This window comes from Paenibacillus sp. GCM10027626 (genome assembly GCF_042676285.1).
Taxonomy (GTDB): domain Bacteria; phylum Bacillota; class Bacilli; order Paenibacillales; family Paenibacillaceae; genus Paenibacillus_Z.
The window spans coordinates 138,102-157,310 of the sequence record NZ_JBHTHC010000019.1; the positions used below are offsets into that span (position 1 = coordinate 138,102).

At 49.1% G+C, this 19,209-nt stretch carries 13 protein-coding genes; 10 read left to right on the top strand and 3 right to left on the bottom strand.

Going from position 1 to position 19,209, the window contains the following annotated elements; all coding sequences use genetic code 11:
• The first annotated feature begins 84 nt into the window (after nucleotides 1–84).
• Both ACFQ0N_RS28725 and ACFQ0N_RS28730 read left to right on the top strand, forming a co-directional pair.
• Complete coding sequence (locus ACFQ0N_RS28725) at nucleotides 85–2,631, top strand: S-layer homology domain-containing protein (RefSeq protein WP_379332904.1); 2,547 nt, start codon at nucleotides 85–87, stop codon at nucleotides 2,629–2,631.
• A 152-nt stretch (nucleotides 2,632–2,783) separates the two neighbouring features.
• Nucleotides 2,784–5,672, top strand: coding sequence for a family 20 glycosylhydrolase (locus ACFQ0N_RS28730; protein WP_379332905.1), 2,889 nt, complete (start codon nucleotides 2,784–2,786; stop codon nucleotides 5,670–5,672).
• Between the two features lie 253 nt (nucleotides 5,673–5,925).
• Here ACFQ0N_RS28730 and ACFQ0N_RS28735 read toward each other — a convergent pair whose 3' ends face one another.
• Together ACFQ0N_RS28735 and ACFQ0N_RS28740 are read right to left on the bottom strand one after the other, a co-directional pair.
• Nucleotides 5,926–6,297 (bottom strand): hypothetical protein, encoded by a 372-nt coding sequence (locus ACFQ0N_RS28735; RefSeq protein WP_379332907.1) that lies wholly within the window; start codon nucleotides 6,295–6,297, stop codon nucleotides 5,926–5,928.
• A 170-nt stretch (nucleotides 6,298–6,467) separates the two neighbouring features.
• Nucleotides 6,468–6,914: a hypothetical protein gene (locus tag ACFQ0N_RS28740; protein ID WP_379332909.1), complete on the bottom strand. Its 447-nt coding sequence runs from the start codon at nucleotides 6,912–6,914 to the stop codon at nucleotides 6,468–6,470.
• Between the two features lie 203 nt (nucleotides 6,915–7,117).
• On the opposite strand from ACFQ0N_RS28740, the gene ACFQ0N_RS28745 reads away from it, so the two are divergent.
• Nucleotides 7,118–7,558, top strand: coding sequence for a NucA/NucB deoxyribonuclease domain-containing protein (locus ACFQ0N_RS28745; RefSeq protein ID WP_379332911.1), 441 nt, complete (start codon nucleotides 7,118–7,120; stop codon nucleotides 7,556–7,558).
• Between the two features lie 157 nt (nucleotides 7,559–7,715).
• On the opposite strand, the gene thyA is transcribed toward ACFQ0N_RS28745, so the two are convergent.
• Nucleotides 7,716–8,570: a thymidylate synthase gene (thyA, locus tag ACFQ0N_RS28750; RefSeq protein ID WP_379332913.1), complete on the bottom strand. Its 855-nt coding sequence runs from the start codon at nucleotides 8,568–8,570 to the stop codon at nucleotides 7,716–7,718.
• A gap of 214 nt (nucleotides 8,571–8,784) precedes the next feature.
• On the opposite strand from thyA, the gene ACFQ0N_RS28755 reads away from it, so the two are divergent.
• The 7 genes from ACFQ0N_RS28755 to glmM all read left to right on the top strand — a co-directional run bounded on the left by ACFQ0N_RS28755 (nucleotide 8,785) and on the right by glmM (nucleotide 18,579).
• Nucleotides 8,785–9,927: an N-acetylmuramoyl-L-alanine amidase family protein gene (locus tag ACFQ0N_RS28755; protein WP_379332915.1), complete on the top strand. Its 1,143-nt coding sequence runs from the start codon at nucleotides 8,785–8,787 to the stop codon at nucleotides 9,925–9,927.
• Nucleotides 9,928–10,196: 269 nt separating this feature from the next.
• Nucleotides 10,197–13,004 carry a phosphoenolpyruvate carboxylase gene (gene ppc, locus ACFQ0N_RS28760; RefSeq protein WP_379332917.1) on the top strand — a complete coding sequence of 936 codons (2,808 nt, stop codon included), beginning with the start codon at nucleotides 10,197–10,199 and terminating at the stop codon, nucleotides 13,002–13,004.
• A gap of 172 nt (nucleotides 13,005–13,176) precedes the next feature.
• A complete protein-coding gene (sigW, locus tag ACFQ0N_RS28765; RefSeq protein ID WP_379332965.1) occupies nucleotides 13,177–13,779 on the top strand; it encodes an RNA polymerase sigma factor SigW in 603 nt (200 codons plus the stop codon).
• A 113-nt stretch (nucleotides 13,780–13,892) separates the two neighbouring features.
• Entirely contained in the window at nucleotides 13,893–14,546 is a 654-nt protein-coding gene (locus tag ACFQ0N_RS28770) for an anti-sigma factor family protein (protein WP_379332919.1), read from the top strand.
• A gap of 216 nt (nucleotides 14,547–14,762) precedes the next feature.
• Complete coding sequence (cdaA, locus tag ACFQ0N_RS28775; protein WP_379332921.1) at nucleotides 14,763–15,605, top strand: diadenylate cyclase CdaA; 843 nt, start codon at nucleotides 14,763–14,765, stop codon at nucleotides 15,603–15,605.
• Complete coding sequence (locus tag ACFQ0N_RS28780) at nucleotides 15,598–17,217, top strand: CdaR family protein (RefSeq protein ID WP_379332923.1); 1,620 nt, start codon at nucleotides 15,598–15,600, stop codon at nucleotides 17,215–17,217. The genes cdaA and ACFQ0N_RS28780 overlap by 8 nt, the downstream gene beginning before the upstream one ends.
• A gap of 15 nt (nucleotides 17,218–17,232) precedes the next feature.
• Nucleotides 17,233–18,579 carry a phosphoglucosamine mutase gene (glmM, locus tag ACFQ0N_RS28785; protein WP_379332925.1) on the top strand — a complete coding sequence of 449 codons (1,347 nt, stop codon included), beginning with the start codon at nucleotides 17,233–17,235 and terminating at the stop codon, nucleotides 18,577–18,579.
• Nucleotides 18,580–19,209 lie beyond the last annotated feature (630 nt).

Consider the following 19,209-nt stretch of genomic DNA (forward strand, 5'->3'; position numbering starts at 1 on the left):
GCTTCAAAGGAATAGTGTTAGATGGCCGGCTTCGCCTGGAGTATCGGTGAAGCTGGGATTCATTAACGAAAGGAATGAATAGGGATGAATCGATTATTTTCGAAACCATTGGCAAGCTTTCTGATTATTTGCCTTCTTGTTGGCCTTAGCGGCGCGGGATTTGCCAGTAAGGCCAGTGCAAGCGGTGAAAGCGCTGTCTCTTCGGAACCAGGCGGATACAAGCAAGATCAATTTTTCATTTCCACAATCACAGCTGTTCATTGGGGAGATGAATACGATTTAGATGATTATAAAACCATTATACAGGCGACTAAGGATGCGGGCTTCAACCTGATCGAAAACGCGACAATGCCCCGGAGCAAGATGCATCAGGCGCTTGAAGCATGCGACGCGGTCCAGATTAAATGCTTGGCGCAAAATATTACCAATGACAATGGGTTCTCCGGAGTAGGGGGCAATTATCCGCCTTTTACCGAAGCATCCATTCAATCGGTCGTAGACGAGCTTAAGGACTATACGATGTTGGAAGGCTATTATATTTGGGACGAGGTTTTAAAGCCAGAGTTCGGAGTTGCTAGGCAACTGAAGGACTACTTGAAACAATTTGATCCCGATAAGCTGGCTTATTCGATTACGTTGCCAAGTTACGGGCCATACAGATGGGACGACACAAGCGGCAACGGCTTTGAAGAGTATATCGATTCTTATATTCAGAATATAGATCCGGATGTGCTGGGCTTCGATTATTACCCATTCTGGAAGCTTCTCGGTCCGGATGCCGAAGAAGCCTCGCTGATCGAAAACGATCTGTGGAGAGATATGGGGCTGTTCCGTAAAAAATCGATGGAATTCATGAAGCCGTTCTGGTTTTACTTTCAGGCGGTGGATATGGAGGTCGTAAATGACACGCGACTTTTGGGTCATATGACCCGCGAGAAAATGGGCGTACAGATGAAGGCGGCATTGGCGTATGGGGCGAAGACAGTGAGTTATTTCCGGACGTTGGATATGCTTACCGATGTTCATGGCAATAAATTTCCCATTTATGACGATATCAAATCCTTAAATAACGAGGTCATGAATCTCGGGAACCTCTTGTTCGACAAGCAATCCAAGCAAATCTATCACTTTGGAATTGCAGAGAACAAACGGCAGCCATACTTCTTGGATGACGTTGGCAAAGGTAATTTAATCGAGAGTGCGCCTGACAATGCAATTGTAAGTGTCTTTGGCGACTCCACTTCGACTGCCTATGTACTGGTCGTCAACAAAGATTATAAGCAGCCGATGACCGGGCAATTGAATCTCAAAGTACCTGGACAAGTGAAGCGATACGATAAAACGAATAATACTTCACAGGTCGTATCTAACTTGTCCAATTCAATTGATCTGCAAATTGCAAAAGGAGACGCCGAGCTCTATATGATTGAACCCGTAGACGATACGGAAGCGCCTTCATGGCCGGCAAACAGCAAGATAACGGTTTCGAATGTCACGCAGACTGGCGTGAAGCTGAGTTGGCCTGAAGCGCAGGATAATGTTAGCGTGGCGGGCTACCGAATTTATGTAGACGGCGTCGAACGAATGAGTGTGTCTAAGCAAGTTCTTGAACAACAGATTGCGAATCTAACGCCAAACCAAACTTATACGTTCACAGTAAAGTCGTACGACGCGGCAGGGAACGAAAGTGTGGGATTGAGTGAAACGGCAACTACCTTACAGATTCCATCGGGCGGCCAGAACTGGTACGTCCCGAGTCTGTCCGATAATGCCGACTTGCGGGTGTTGCAGGTGAGCGTTGACGGCAAAGAGTTGTCGCTAGCGCCGTCGTTTGCGCCGGGTACGTTAGTCTATACGGTCGAGACGGAGGCTGACCGGGCAGTCATTGCCGTGAATGCGTCGCATGCGGCTGCGAAGGTCTTATTTGACGGCGGTGCGGTCGGCGGCCGTGTTGAAGTCAAGCTGCGGGAAGGCAATAACGTCTTTGAATTGAAGGTGCAAGCCGAAAACGGGGTGACGAAGACGTATACGGTGACCGTTCATCGCAAATTGCCACAGCCGGAACAAAAGCCTGAGCCGGAGACGTTCGGGAAACCATCAGTCGCGTTAACGGACATCACCGGTCATTGGGCAGAGAGTTCGATTAAAAAGGCCGTAGCGCAGCAGATCGTAAGCGGTTATGCGAACAATACGTTCAGACCGGACAATCCGGTTACGCGTGCGGAATTTATCGTTATGCTGGCGAATGCGTTGAAGCTCGAAGGAGAAGGCCAGTCTTTGACGTTCACTGATCGCGAACGGATCGGATCATGGGCGGCCAAGTCGGTTGCCCAAGCGTTGGAGAAGGGAATTGTTAAAGGCTATGCGGACGGCAGCTTCCGACCGAACGCAACCATTACACGCATGGAAATGGCTGCGATGATCGCCAGAGCGATCGAATTGCCGCTTGCCGCGGATGCGAAGACCGGATTTGCAGATGACAGTGAAATATCGCAATGGGCCAAGAGCGCTGTTGAAGCGATAAGGCAAGAGGGAATCGCGGTGGGCCGCAACGGTAATCGTTTCGTTCCCAATGCAACAGCTACGAGGGCAGAAACGGTGGTTATGCTGCTTCGAATAGCGGAACGCTAATGGATATAATCAGTATCGTTAAATCGGGAAATTGATATTTTATCGAAGCTTCCGCCCGTGTTAAATAGAGTGGGAGCTTTTTTTCACTTGCCCGGCAAGGAATAGCCATAACAACCGGGACATTCCAAATTTCAGACGGAGTTGATGATTAAATGGAGAATAGCACGGCAGAAATTATACAAATACCGGATATTGTTTTAGGACAGTCGGAGATAGTTTTGCCCGATGTTCCGAGCGGATATAAAGTTTCGTTATATGGCAGCGACAGTCTTCCTGTTATTGATCTAGAAGGGAAAATTCACACACCGCTAGTTGATGTGAAGGTGAACTTATTACTTAAAGTTGAACTGGAGGATAGTCCTGATCAGAAAGTGATCACGAGAAATATAGCGGTTATAGTTCCCGGTCTAGGCAAGCAAACGGATGAGTTAAATGAAGAACCGGGGGTTATTCCCGCAGTGCGTGAATGGCTTGGAAGAACAGGCGATTTGATATTGGCTCCTTCCTCTAAAATTGTCGTAAACCCTTCAGATAAAGGAGTGTTGCAGAAAACTGCGGAAATAACGAAGGAAGATTTGAAGGAGATTGGCGGCTATCATTTGGAAGTCGTTTACGGTCAACCGAACGATGGCGATATTTACCTGGCTATCGATAATGCATTGGCTTATTTAGGGAAAGAAGGATATGTGGTAGATACGGATCGTCATTTATCTATCACATCAGCCGATGCTGCAGGAGTTTTTTATGGAACTCGAACGGTATTGCAAATATTAAAACAGCATAAGCCGAATCATAATCGGATACCTAAAGGCTTAATCAAGGATTACCCTAAATATGAAATTCGCGGATTCATGCTAGACGTAGGAAGAAAGTATTATACGATTGATTTCTTAAGAAAATACGTAAAATTGATGTCCTGGTATAAGATGAATCAATTTCAAATTCATTTAAATGACGTGGTATATTTAAGCCCCTTTGATGACGGCACATACGCTGCTTTTCGGTTGGAAAGTACTAGATACCCCGGCCTTACAAGCAGTAGCGGTTCCTACAGTAAAGAGCAATTCCGAAATCTTCAGTTGCTCGGCATGGATTATGGGATCAATGTCATACCTGAGATTGATACGCCGGGGCACTCAGGCGCTTTCATTCGTTACAATCCTTCTTTTGGCAGCGGACACAATTTAAATATAAATAATCAGAACGCGGTAGACTTTGTAAAAGGCTTGTTCGACGAATATACTGAAGGGGATCATCCGACCTTCATTGGACCTGATGTTCATATCGGTATGGACGAATATCACGTTGGCGCAGCATTAAATCAGGAAGCGATTGAAACGTTCAGAAAATATATGGATACGATGATTAATCATCTCGGCAGTAAAGGGAAACGTCCGTATTTATGGGGTGGGTTGACGATATATAGTGGCGTGACTCCTATTAGCAACAATGCAACGATGGACATCTGGAGCGTATCAGACGGAGATCCGCAACAAGCGATTGATCTTGGATATGATGTGGTCAATGTCGAGGGGACAACCACCTATATTGTTCCTACCATGAAAGATTATTTGGATGCGCAGTTCCTGTATAATGATTGGGAGCCTAACAAATGGACTTCGGTTCAATTGCCTTTCGGCCATCCAAAACTGAAAGGCGGCAAGTTTGCTTTATGGAATGATGCGTCTGAAGCTAGAGGGATTTCTATGGATGACGCTCATGATAGATTGTTCCCAATAGTCCAGGTAATGGCTGAGAAAATGTGGACGGGAAGCCGGGCGGATAAAAACTACGATGAATTTGCAAATAGGGCGGCTGGAGTTGGAGAAGCGCCAAGTGCTAACTTGTCTCATAAATTACATGTAGAAAATGACAATGGAAATGTCATCACCTATCGGTTCGAAAACCAGTTTGAGGATTCATCGGGCAACGGCTTTAACGGGATTGGCCACAATGTAGCGATAACCAGCGGCAAGTATGGGAAAGGCGCGAGATTGAAGGGGGGAGAGAGCTACATTCAAACACCTCTGCGATCGTTGGGATTCGGATGGGTTGTTTCCATGTGGATTAATCCCGACGCCGATAATCCGGATGATGCAATTATTTTGGAGTCGCCGGAAGGCCTATTGAAGTTAACGCAAGGGAACACTGGAAAATTAGGTTTTTCCAAAGAAAATTATCATACTTACTTTGATTATCAAGTTCCAGCGGGCAGATGGACGCATCTCCTATTGACAGGGGATAAGAGGGGAACCACCCTCTATGTGAACGGTGATGAATATATCGAACAAGCAGATAAAGTAACGGGAGCTCCCGTTACTTCGAGACCGATTCAAACGTTTGTACTGCCGATAGAAAAAATCGGCAGTACAACGAACTCATTTAAAGGCGTTATTGATAATTTCATGATTTTCAATATGCCCATCGATTTACTAAAAACTAATGTTAATTTTGCATTGAATAAACCCGTTGAGGCCTCTTCTTCGGCGATCGTTAATTTTACACCGGAGAAGGCCGTAGACGGAAATTCCGGAACAAGATGGTCAAGCGTTGAAACTAATCCTTGGTTTTCGATCGACCTTGGCGAACAAAAAGCTATAAGCAGGGTAGTGATAAATTGGGAAACAGCTTTTGCAAAGCGGTATAAAATCTTCGTTTCGAGCGGCGGTCAGCAATGGACAAATGTGAAGGGAGATGACGGAATTATTTATGGCAATGGAGGGAGAGAGGCAATCCCTTTTGATGAAATAAGCGCCAGATATGTTAAATTCGAAGGAATAGAAAGCGGGACGATACACGGGTATTCTTTCTTTGAATTTGAAGTGTTCGGATCTGGTAAAAAGATGGATCAGTATCATGATTTAATCGTGCAAGCAGAACAATTATTTGCTTTAAATAAAGGAAGCAGTTCGATAAGAGGCCAATTGCTGGCCTTGTTAAACGACTTCCCGTACAACTTCGATCATTCAATTATCCCGCTGCGGCGATTGATTGGCACCTTGCAGGAATCGATCGACGAGCGGACGCCCAGGTTATCTTAACTCTCAAAAATAGCGAGCATGCGGCTATTTTCATCAGTGACGCGAAGCTGAGGGGAGAAGAGGGCTTGCATTAAAGCTTCCGCACGCGGGATAATCCGCGGACGGAAGCTTCTTTTATCAAGGTTCAGATACAGCCTTGTCAAATAATCAACCTTCCGGCTTCATTTCGTTTCCTTCCCGAGACGTGATGGAGCCGGAGGACTACCTGGCCAATGACGGCGCCATTCCTTCTTACTTCGCATACATGGCGACACTATAGTGCGCCGGCTTCATCCACGATTGCTTTCGCTTTGTCGTAATCTTCTTCCGCTACGATGGCCGTCAGCAGGATGTCGCGGCCGCTGACTCTGTTCCCGTAACCGCCGGAACTCATTCCGCTGGCACTGACGCTTGCGGCAGCCAATACGGCGGCATCCCGGTTCTCGAAGTCGCCTCCCAGCGTAAGGTCGCCAAGGCTGCGGAAATCGCCGGTAATGGGATTCATGATCCCTTCGACCCCGCCGCCCGGATAGCCGTCAAAGCGGTCGATTGCCGAATCGATCAGCCGCAGCTCTTTCAGCTTTTCCAAAGCTTGCTCGGCTTGCTCCGGCGTATTGAAGTAGGCGAGGATAGATCTTTCTTTCATCGGGACAGCCTCCCTTTAATCGTCAATTTACCAATATAGTTTGGTCTGGACGATGGCAAACTATTCAAGCATTCCGTTTGCACAAACCACTGTAAAAGGGTACGGAAAAGCATAAGGCGATCCCCGAAGGTCACTCGCCGGTGACAGTTGGGATCGCCTTTTTGTGTTGCTTATTTAGGCAGAGCTGCTTTAAACTTTTTGCGGATTTCGGCGAATTGCGCATTATCTTCACCGTTTGATTTATTGCCGAAGCCAATCATTACTTTTCCGTCTACGATTAAAACAGCGACTTCTTTGGCGTCATCCGCTTGGATGAGGACGAGGGAACCTTTCTGGCCGTCTTCATTGAAGTCAACGGTTTCTACTGCTTTCGCATTTTTGTACTGATCATTCTCAGGCATAGGGGCAGCGGCAACCATCAATAGTAACGGCTTGGCTTCTTCTACTACATGATCCTCGACATATTTTTTCTTTTTGTCGACGTCTTTTTCATTCAGGAAATCATTGACATAAGACAAGGCGGTTTTTTCGGAAGCCGAGGAACCTCCGCCACATGCTGTCAGCATGGCTGCAAGTACGAGCAGCACGACCCATTTCATTTGTTTCAAGTTTTTCATTTCAACCACTCCCAGTATTATTTATCTATAGGTATGAAACCAATACGCCTATTTTACTATGCCGATGGAGAAATATGGAATGCAATTTATGTCGAATTGGTAGCGGTTTGTTAAATAATTGATAAAATGTTTGCGAACACTTGTTCCTTTTGGTAAAATGTGCAATAATAGACGGAACATCATAGTGATAGTGAGGAATGAAAGTGCGGAAGAAGCAGGTTTCGATTTTTACAATTATAATTGCTGCTGTACTGTTATTTGCCAGTCAGTATTTTGATTGGCCGCTGGATGGGAAGACGTCGCTTCCCGCGAACGGCTCTGCCGAGATCACGTTATATTTTCCGGCTGACCGCTACCCGGAGACGGGACTGCATATTAAGGAAGCGATAGCTGCCGGAGAATCGGAGATTTGTACGATTGACCGCGAGCATGCGGAGCAGCGGCGCAAGGAGTCGCTCCGAGGAATTCCGACAAAGAAGGGGTACGACCGGGATGAGTGGCCGATGGCGATGTGCGCTGAAGGCGGCAAAGGGGCGGATGTGAAGTATATTGATCCGTCGGACAACCGCGGGGCAGGCTCGTGGGTAAGCAATCAATTGGAGTCTTATCCGAACGGGACGCGCGTCCTGTTTGTGGTGAAATAATAGGGAAGAGCTCTCTTGGTAGCTGTCATGCCGGATGTGACAGGCGGATGCCAAGAGAGCTCTTTTATTGTTATAGGACGATGAGGCGATGGGGCGAAACGGCCTTGAGCAGACCTAAGCGGACTGTCCTTCCGTTATCTGTGAACAAACGCCCTGCTTAAATCGCAATTTCCATATGAATGTTCGGATGATACTCGTAGCCTTCCAGCTTAAAGTCGCTGATGGTGAAGTCATCGAAGTTGGTAACGTCCGGATTAATCCACAGGGTGGGAGCTGCAAACGGCGTACGCTCAATTTGCTCCTGCAGCGGTTCGATGTGGCGCTCGTAGATGTGGGCATCATTAACATTGAAGGTTAGCGATCCGAGCTCGTAGCCTGTAACTTGTGCAATCATACGCTGAAGCACGTAATATTGGAACACATTGAACGGCTGCCCCAGTGCGATATCGTTGGAGCGGACGCCTACGATCAGGTGAAGCTTTCCTTCCTTGACGAGCCACTGATTATGCCATACGCAAGGATACAGCGACATCTCGTGAAGATCGTCAATATTCCATAAGGAGATGACATGGCGCCGCGAGGCCGGATTTGTTTTTAAATCGTGAATGAGACGGTGAACTTGATTGTTGATGACTGCCGGTTTTCCGTCCGTTTCCTTGCTTACGACAAATTCTTTCCCTAGTTGATAGCCGTAGGCTTTTCCTATTGTGCCATCCGGCAGCGTCCACTCATCCCATATCTTCACTTTTTTTTCCTTAAGATAGGTCACATCGCTCGTCCGTTTCACATAAAACCATAGCATCTCGTGGATCGCCGTCTTCCATGCCAGCCGTTTCGTTGTCAGGACCGGCACTTCCGAATTATCAAAAATCAGCTGCTTGGAGATTACGCTTTTCGTATAGGCAGGAGTGCCGTCAGCCCATTTGGTGCGCACCTGCTGGTCCTTGTCCCATACCCCGTGCTGTATAATATCTGCTACTAGCTCCTTGTACATCAGGTCATACTTACTCATTCCATCACCCCGTAAGTCAATAAAGAACGAAGTTCTTTTCTATTAAATAGTATAATCGAAACCAGCTTGAAACCAAATAGCTTTTCCTGCAGCCAAAAATAGAGAGAATAATTATGTATAGTTTTTGTATATTATTACCTCCAACTCTATGGAGATCTTTGGTATAATAATCACCTAATGATTGATTACTATATTTAAGATTGTGGGGGAAATCATGAACAAAACCGGTTGGTTGACGCTTGTCATCTGCGGCTTATTGGTCATAACGATGTCCACGACGGGGGTCGCCAAAAGCAGCGATGCCTATTCTGCAAAAGTACTGGCTAATAATCTCAATGTTCGCAGTGAGCCGAGCGCGGAAGGGTCGGTTGTAGGCAAGCTGAACAGTGGCGATATTGTTACGGTTTCGAAGGAAGAGCATGGTTGGCTGAAGGTGAGCGGCGGCAGCTCAGGCTGGGTGGCCGGCTATTATTTGAAGCAAGTGGCGAACGGGACGAAATCCTCTGATAAGAGTGGCGGTACGGTTAAGACGGCCTCAGTTACCACGGCCTCTGTTAGCACTTCGGCCAAGCAGGTCTCGGTAGCTGTCGATTCGCTGCGGCTGCGGGGCGGACCTGGGAAAAATTATGCGGTTGTAACGGGTGCGGTGCGCGGCGACCTGCTTGCTGTAATGGACAATAAGAACGGCTGGATGAAGGTGCAAAACAGTGCAGGGGAAGTCGGCTGGGTAGCCGGACAATATGTGCTGGCAGCGTCAGGTACAGTAAAGATTGCTTCCTCCGGCAAATCATCCAAATCCGGCGGCGGCGGTGGGCTCAAGGGCAAACGAATTGCTGTCGATCCTGGCCATGGCGGCAGCGACGCGGGGATGGTCGGGACAACCTATGATACAAAAGAAAAGGATCTGAACTTGAAAACAGCGCTTTATTTGGCGGAAGAGCTGCGCAGCCGCGGCGCCGAAGTGATCATGACGCGGACGAAGGATGAGAAGCCTGCATTGTCGTCACGGGTCGAGATGAGCCGAAAGGCAGGGGCGGATGCCTTTGTTAGTATCCATTATAATTCATCGACCAAAAAATCATCATCCGGTACATTAACCTTCTACTATTCGGATAAAAAGGACGAGCCGCTTGCAAGAGCGATTGAAGGACAGCTTTCCAGTCAAAAAATTGGACTGAAAAGCAATGGCATTTCTTTCGGAAATTACCATGTTTTGCGTGAAAATGGCGCACCGTCCGCATTAGTTGAGCTTGGTTTTCTGACGAACGCGAACGATGAAGAGCTTGTGCGCACGAGCGCTTACCAGAAGCGGGCGGCCAGAGCCGTAGCTGAAGGAATAGCAAAGTACTTTCAGTAGTACACGAAGAAGCCTTGGAAACCCAAGGTTTTTTCGCATTTTTCATCGCCGCGGGGAGTTTTTGCCAAAGGGATCGGGCAAACTTACCTGAGAATGGGATTGTGAAAAAGCTTCAACCGTTTCATCATTTGTAGTATGATGGAAGAAGTGAAAATTGACTGCCGGGACTATAGGTACATGTGAAAATGCCGCAGCTGCAGCCGAGAGAGCTGGCTAGCGCATTGGAGCGAGGATTTGGCTTTACCGGGCAAAACCTGAGGAGGATTTTTATGTCAGAAATGGCGGCGGGAGCGCCGGCGGCGAGCCGGCAGCAGGCGAATAACCTGCTGCGCCGGGACGTTCGTTTTTTGGGAAATATTTTAGGCGATGTGCTTGTCCACCAGGGCGGGCGCGAATTGCTGGATATCGTTGAGAAAATTCGTGAGATGAGCAAAGCGCTGCGCGCGGAATTTATTCCTGAACTGCATGAAGAGTTCAAACGGGCAATGAATACGTTGAACCCTGAGAAGCGGCATCAGGTCATTCGCGCTTTTGCGATTTATTTCCAATTGGTCAATATTGCCGAGCAAAATCACCGTATTCGCCGCAAGCGCGATTATGAGCGTTCGGCAGGCGAGAATGTACAGCGCGGCTCGATTGAGAGCGCGGTTCAAGTATTGAAGGAGCAAGGCGTGGCAGCGGCGGATGTGCGGTCCATGCTGGAAGGAATTTCACTGGAGCTGGTGATGACTGCTCACCCTACAGAGGCGACTCGCCGCGCTGTGCTTGATATTCATCAGCGCATTGCTAATGAAGTGATGGAGCTGGACAATCCGTCGCTTACGTATCGCGAGCGGGAGAAGCTGCGCGAGCGTCTGTGGAACGAAGTGCTGACATTGTGGCAGACGGACGAGCTGCGTGACCGCAAGCCTACTGTCATCGATGAAGTGCGCAATGGATTGTACTATTTTGACGAAACGCTGTTTGAAGTGCTGCCTAACGTCTATGAGGAGCTGGAGCGCTGCCTGGAGAAATATTATCCGGGTGAAAAATGGCATGCGCCCGCATATTTGCGGTTCGGCTCATGGATCGGCGGCGACCGCGACGGCAATCCGTCCGTCAAGGCGAAAATTACGTGGGAGACGCTCACGCTCCACCGCGAGCTGGCGCTTAAAAAATATAGCGAAGTGTTGAAGCAGCTGATGGATCTGCTCAGCTTCAGCAAGAATATCGTGAAGGTTTCGGATGAGCTGATCGAATCGATCAAGCAGGACCGCTGCGAGGTAGAGCCGCGCGAAGTGGAAATTTGGCGCAACGAGAAGGAGCCTTACCGCATCAAGCTGGGCTACATGCTGCAAAAGCTGATCAACACGCAAAATGCCGATCTGGAAAAAGGCAGCGTGCAGCGGTATAACAGCCCTCAGCAATTGAAGGAAGACCTGCTCATAATCGATCGCAGTCTTCGTCGCCATTATGCGGATTATGTAGCCGATACGTACATTAGCAAATTGATCCGTCAAGTGGAGCTGTTCGGCTTCCATCTGGCTGCGCTTGACGTCCGCCAGCACAGCAAAGAGCATGAGAATGCGATGACGGAAATTTTAAGCTATATGAGCATTACAGAAAATTATGGCGCGCTGAGCGAGACGGAAAAAATCGAGCTGCTGCACCGGCTGCTGAACGATCCGCGTCCGCTTACTTCGCCGCATTTTGAATATAGCGAGCAGACACGCGAGTGTCTGGATGTATACCGCACGATCTATGAAGCGCAGCAGGAGTTCGGCAAAGCATGCATCAGCAGCTATCTGATCAGTATGACGCAAGGCGTCAGCGATATGCTGGAGGTTATGGTGTTCGCCAAGGAAGTAGGCTTGTTCCGTGTCGAAAAGGATGGCACAGTCTATTGCTCACTGCAGTCGGTGCCGCTGTTCGAGACGATCGACGATTTGCATGAAGCACCGGCTATTATGGAGCAATTGCTCGCGCTGCCTATCTACCGCAAAGCAGTGGCGGCTATGGGCAATCTGCATGAAATTATGCTCGGCTACTCCGATTCGAATAAAGACGGCGGCGTAGTGACGGCCAACTGGGAGCTGCGCGTAGCGTTGAAATCTATTACAAGCTCCGCCAAAAAGTTTGGCGTCAAATTGAAGTTTTTCCATGGCCGCGGCGGCGCACTGGGACGAGGCGGAATGCCGCTGAATCGCAGCATACTGGCGCAACCGCCGCATACCGTTGGCGGTGGCATCAAAATTACCGAGCAGGGCGAGGTGCTTTCTTCCCGCTATTCAATGCAGGGCATTGCGTACCGCAGCCTGGAGCAAGCGACCTGGGCGCTCATTACAGCCGCTCGTCTTGCCAGATTGCCGGAAGAGGCGCATGAGTCGCTGGCGGAGTGGGAAGAAATTGCAAAAGGCATCTCGGAGACGGCGCAGGATAAGTACCAGGATCTGATTTTCCGTGATCCGGACTTTATGGCCTTCTTCAAGGAGTCGACGCCGCTGCCTGAGGTTGGCGAGCTGAATATCGGCTCAAGACCGGCAAAACGGAAAAACAGCGACCGTTTCGAAGATTTGCGCGCGATTCCGTGGGTGTTTGCCTGGACGCAAAGCCGCTACTTGCTGCCGGCCTGGTATGCTGCCGGAACTGCACTGGATAACTACGTACAAGGTGATGAGTCTCGTCTGGAGACGCTGCGTACGATGTACGCACAGTTCCCGTTCTTCACGACATTGATCGATAATTTGCAGATGGCGCTGGCGAAGGCCGACCTGATTATTGCTCATGAATATGCGGGAATGATCTCGAGTGCTGCTATCCGTGATCGCATTTTTGCATTAATTGAGCAGGAATATGAAAAAACATCTTCGCTTATTCTACAAATAACTGGCCAAGCAGAGATACTAGACAATGTGCCAGTCATTCAGGAATCAATCCGGCTGCGGAATCCTTATGTTGATCCGCTTAGCTACTTGCAGGTTCAACTTTTGACTGAACTGCGCACTCTGCGCGACCGGGGAGAAGATGACCCTGAGCTGCTGCGCGAAGTGCTGCTGACAATCAATGGCATTGCTGCAGGATTGAGAAATACGGGCTAATAGAGCATTGGTTTGGGGCTGGGCGCCCGGGCGGCTTAGGTCCGCCCGGCAGCCGGCCCTTTGTTATCCTCTATCGGTCCCGATATCCGGTTTTGCCGGCCGGATGCATATAGTTGGTCACAACGGGAAAGTCATCGTATGGATAACGATGATGCCGGGCTGCCCTTCGACAATGAGCGAAGCTGGCGGCGGGTCTGGAGGAGAAACAGTGAAATTAGTGGAGTCAAGTTTGGCACGGATGGCACGCAAGGGTGATCATAGCGCGTTTGCAGAAATTGTAAGACTGTACCAGGACAAATTGTACCATATGGCCAATAGGATGCTGTACAACCGGCAAGAAGCGGAGGACGTTGTACAGGATGCTTTTTTGAGGGTGTATAACAATTTGGACCGATATGACGATACATTGAAATTTTCAACCTGGATTTATCGTATTACTACCAATTTATGTATTGATCGATTGCGGAAACGAAGGCCAAGCTATTCCTTGGATGCCGAATCGAATGATCATGACGGTTTGGATGGCTATGCGATGATTCCCAGCGATGACCGGACGCCAGAAAGCGAACTGTTATTGTCAGAGACGCAGCAGATCATTCATCAGGCTATTGAGACTTTGCCAGCCAAGTATAAATCCGTAATGGTGTTACGTTATTTGCAGGATATGTCGCTGCAAGAAATTGGTGATGTTCTGGAAGTGCCGGTAACGACAGTGAAAACCAGGGTACACCGCGGCAGAGAATTTTTGCGTAAAAAATTGGAACATAAGCTTTAGAGGATTATTGTGCTCAGAAGTGAAACTTATATGATTCAGGGACGTATCGTAATACTAGAATGAAATTGATCATGCGTCCGATCGCTTATTCACAGTAAGAGCAAGCTTCATCCATGACGAAGAAAGGAATGGCTGCTATGAACTGCAACGTCGCCATCATGTCGATGCACGATTATTTGGACGGCGAGCTGTCTAAGGACGATGTCGCGAAATTAAAAGCGCATCTAAATGCTTGCCCGGTCTGCCGGTCTCGATATGAGCAGTTGGAACGGACAGAGGCGTTAGCGCACAGTGCGATTCAGCCCATCAGGTTCGCCAATCGCGGGTCATCTACACTGCTGACACAACGTATTATGAATCAATTGCCGGCGGCAAGGCGGCGCAGAATGTCCGGATCGTTGCAATGGATTCGCCGACATCCGATGATTTCGGTTGCTGCGGTTTTTGTGCTTTTGATGTTGTCCAGCTTTTTAACGATGTGGGAGCAGGATAATCAGTTATCCATTACAGGCACGGATCTTGCACAGGTGATCATCGATGGCAATACGGTTACAGTGCCTCTCGGAGCCCATATTCGGGGGGACCTTACGATTCATAATGGCAAAGCCAATTTGCTGGGTGATGTTGAAGGGAACGTAACGGTAGTCGATGGCCAGCTGTACCAGGCATCCACCGCTCACATATCCGGCCAGGTCAAGAAGATTGACCAGGTGCTTGACTGGTTTTGGTATAAAGTGACCACTTCTATAAGCAAATTAGCCTATTAATCCGGCTGCCTCCCGCATGAGGGAGGTTTTTTTGTAAAAATAAAGGATTTGGAAACCCGTTTCTAGAAAATAATAAGGTTGGGATAGCTAAAATAAATAAGGTTGGAGAAGATACGAGTCAATTTCATAATGACGTAAGCTGCCTGTAAAAGTTTATTCACTGATGAAATTGACTCAACACATGTGCAATTGCTCTTGCTGGGGGTTGACGCAAAGATGAACTATTTCACTGATCTCACATGGAAAGACTGGATCAAGGATATCATCGACATTGCCATTGTCAGCTACATAATATACAAACTTTTCGTTCTGGTGCGCGGTACGAAGGCTGTTCAATTATTGAAGGGCATCTTTGTGCTTGTCGGTACATGGGCAATTAGCACCTGGCTTAATTTGTATACGCTGAAATGGCTGATGAACCAAATGTTTACGTTCGGGATTGTTACGGTACTCATTATTTTCCAGCCGGAGCTGCGCCGCGCACTTGAGCAGCTTGGCCGCGGAAAGCTGTTTGGCAGATCATCAGCGATGGATCGCGATGTGAGCGATCGTATAGGGGAGATTAATAAGGCGGTTAACTATATGGCGCAGCGCAAAATTGGCGCGCTCATCGTGTTTGAACGCAGTACGGGACTATCGGATTATATTGAGTCGGGCATTCAAATGGAATCCATGGTCAGTTCGGAGCTGTTGATTAATATATTTATCCCGAATACGCCGCTGCACGACGGAGCGGTCATTATTCGCGGGAATCAAATTATGGCGGCAGGCTGCTATTTGCCGCTTTCGGAGAATCCTTTTATTAGCAAGGAACTCGGCACGCGTCATCGTGCAGGCATCGGGATTACGGAAGTATGCGATGCTTTGGCGATCATCGTCTCGGAGGAGACGGGGCAGGTCTCGCTCGCAGTCGGCGGTATGGTTGTGCGGGATATTAAAGAGGAGTCGCTTATATCGAAGCTGTTTGAGGAGCTGAGCCCGAAGCCGAAGGGGCGCGAGCCGATCATGCCGTTATTTCCTTTCTTGCGCAGAAAGAAAGGAGGAAGCGACAATGGATAAATGGCTGAGTCACCCGACCGCATTGAAAATTATATCTTTATTTCTCGGCACGCTGCTGTGGGCTGTCGTTCACTTCGATTCGGAGCGATCGCCGAACACGGTCGCTTCACTGACGGAAACGAGAATGATTGAATCGGTCAAACTGGAGGCTGTCGGTCTCGATGAGCGGAATTTCGCCTTGCGGCTGCTGGAACCGACATCGATCATGCTTAAAGTGCGCGGCGCGCGATCGGACTTGATCTCCGCATCGCCGGAAGATTACAAGATGGTCGTCGATGTGGCCGGCATGGAGGAAGGGCGACACGAACTGCCGATTACTGTAAGCCGCTTGCCGCGCAATATCGAATTGGTCGGCGTAACGCCGCGTACGGCTACAGTGGTGCTCGAATCGATGCTGACCAAGGAATTCGAAGTCGAAATCAAGACAACGGGCGATCCTGCCAACGGTTATAAGGCAGCAATACCTATTGTCAAACCGAATAATCGGGTGCATGTCACCTTGCCAGAGGACCAAATGAACGAGGTGGGCTTTGTCGGAGCGGTCGTCGATATTAAAGGCGAGGAAAAGACAGTCACCGCCAAAAAAGTGAAAGTGGTCGTGCTGGACAAAGCGGGCGAGGAGATGACGGAGGCTGTCGTCAATCCAAGCGTAGTAGAGGTAGAAGTACCTATTACGATGCCGTTTAAAAAGGTGCCGCTGCAGATCGGACTAACCGGGAAATTGCCATCCGGTCTGGCGATCGCCTCTTTCAAGCCCAGTGTAGATCAGGTGACGATTTATGGGCCTCAGGATGTGCTTAATAAGTACGATTTTTATGACGGGATTAATGTCGACTTGTCGAACCTGACACAATCGGGTACGATTGATCTTAACATTGAACCGACTGGCCAAATCGAAGCCGTCGATCCGGGCAAAGTGTCCGTTGAGATCGAAATCGTCGAAGCGAAGTCGATGGTTTTGCCGCAGCTGCCGGTGTCAATGATTGGTTTGCCTGACGATTTCAAGGCGAAACTCGTCTTGCCCAGCCCTGGCAAGATGGATCTGACGATTGAAGGGGCATCAAGCGTGCTGGCCGATATTAGCGGCAAGGATTTGCAGCTGATCGCCGACTTGAGCGGCTTGGGTCCGGGCAGCCATAATGTGAAGCTGGAAATCCATCTTCCCCGGTTCGTCTCGATCGTTGGCAACCCGCCAGTCGTAACTGTCGAGATTAGCGATGGTACCGAGACTGCTACTCCGCCGCCTGAGGATATTCCGGCAGATGTGCCGCCGGCAGGCGAAGAGACAGAGAGTCCGGACGAAACACCTATCGGACAAGGAGGCAGCTCGGGAGCGACTAACGGAAACAATGCTGCCAGCCCCGGCAATGATGTCGAGGCTGGCAGCAATAATGGCGGAACGAATTCTGCTGGCAATCATGAGCCAGAGGGGGAAACTAACGGGAGCAGCACTAATAGTGCTGGTCATAAAGAGCAAACCGAAGGTGGGGATGGGCCTGCAAATGGGGGCGTCAATGAGGGTCAGAAATCCGATGCCGACGAAACCAACAGCGGGAACGATGCGCATAATGGGAATGGGAGTGTAAACAAAGAGAAGAACACGAAGGCATGAAAGGATTGACATTAAATGGGGAAATATTTTGGGACAGATGGCGTTCGCGGTGTTGCCAATCAGGAGCTTACACCAGAGCTCGCTTATAAAATCGGCCGCTGTGGCGGCTTTGTGTTGGCGGGAAAGGTAGATAAGCCTAAAGTCGTAATTGGTCTTGATACACGTATCTCGGGACCGATGCTGGAATCGGCGCTCATTGCCGGGCTATTATCGATTGGAGCAAGCGTTATTCGCCTTGGTGTTGTATCGACGCCTGCTGTCGCTTATTTGACTCGCATTCTGGGGGCAGATGCCGGTGTTATGATTTCGGCATCGCATAATCCGGTTGCGGATAATGGCATTAAATTTTTTGGCGCTGACGGCTTTAAGCTGAGCGATGAGACAGAGCTGGAGATTGAGCGGCTGATGGACGCCGAGCAAGACGATCTGCCGCGTCCAGTGGGCAAAGAGATCGGCACTGTGCGCTCCGAAAAGCAGGCCAAACGTCTTTATCTTGACTTTTTGAAAACAACGATTAATCATACATTCGGCGGTTTGAAGATTGTTCTGGATTGCGCCAACGGTGCGGCTTATGAACTAGCCCCAACCGTATTTCGGGAAATGGGCGCTAAAGTCATTACAGTAGGCGCAGAGCCGGATGGACTAAATATTAACGAGGGTGTCGGTTCGACGCATCCGGAATATTTGCGTGAGCAAGTATTGGCGAATGGCGCGGATCTTGGTTTATCTTTCGATGGCGATGCCGATCGCTTGATTGCGATCGATGAGAGTGGCGAGGAAGTAGATGGCGACTTTATTTTGTGCATTTGCGGCGAAGCGCTGAAGCGTGCCGGCAAGCTGAAAGAAAATACAGTCGTGACGACCGTCATGAGCAATATCGGCTTTTTCAAAGCGGCAGAGCGCCTAGGCTTGAAAACGGCGCAAACGGCTGTCGGCGACCGTTATGTGATGGAAGAAATGCGCCGCGGCGGCTACAATTTGGGCGGAGAGCAATCCGGCCACGTTATTTTCCTTGATTATAATACGACAGGCGATGGTATTTTATCCGCTCTGCAATTAGTGAATACAATCGTCGGCTCCGGCCAGAAGCTGAGCCAGCTGAAAACAGCGATGCGCAAGTATCCGCAAGTTTTGGTTAATGTGCGTGTAGCAGATAAGAGCACCTACAAAGAAAATAAAGCGATTGCGGCTGTCATTGCCGAGGTTGAGCAAGAGCTTGGCGATAACGGACGCGTCCTTGTCCGTCCATCGGGAACGGAATCGCTTATCCGCGTAATGGCCGAAGGGCCGGAGAAGGAGCAAGTCGAGGCTTATGTGGCCCGCATTGCCGATACCGTCCGCGCTGAGCTGGGCGGCGTTTAAGCGAGTTTGAATAGCAAACGCGCGGTCATCGGATGCTGATGAGCAGCATGCGCTGGCGGCATTCGAAGGCCGCTTAACAAAACTGAAACAAACTTTTTGTTGCACATAAGATGCAAAATGAATATGATAAAGAATGTAATTCTAGCAGGAAAGAGAGGATCGAGGTTGTAACCACCCAAGCGCCAGAGCTTGTGCGCGCTGTTGCATTTTTGTAGAGGGCTGCTGCAGGCAGCCGGCCAAAGATGAACAGGCGGCAAGCTGACGAGGTGGAGGTGTTCGAAATTTCGGCGGGGACCTCCCGGTTCTGCATTCAAACCGTAAGCCAACTTCCAAAACGATCGGGCAACCGGTCTGACAACGAAGCGGCGGGAATGCTTAATAACTAGCAACTAGTGCTAGTGCAAACTACGAGTGACGATTTGAAGATCAAGTGGAATAGACATGTGTAATCGGATAAGCGGCCGGAAGGGCGCGCTTGTCATTATGCATGGGACAACATTCCGTTTGCTAACGAGCCGGCGATGACGGCGGTGCAGGCGGAACGTTTTCTGACGAAGACAACCCAATCGTTAACGTAAGAAAACCTCATATGCAATGCCTGTGCCGTCACCAGATGGTTTAGTTTAGGCC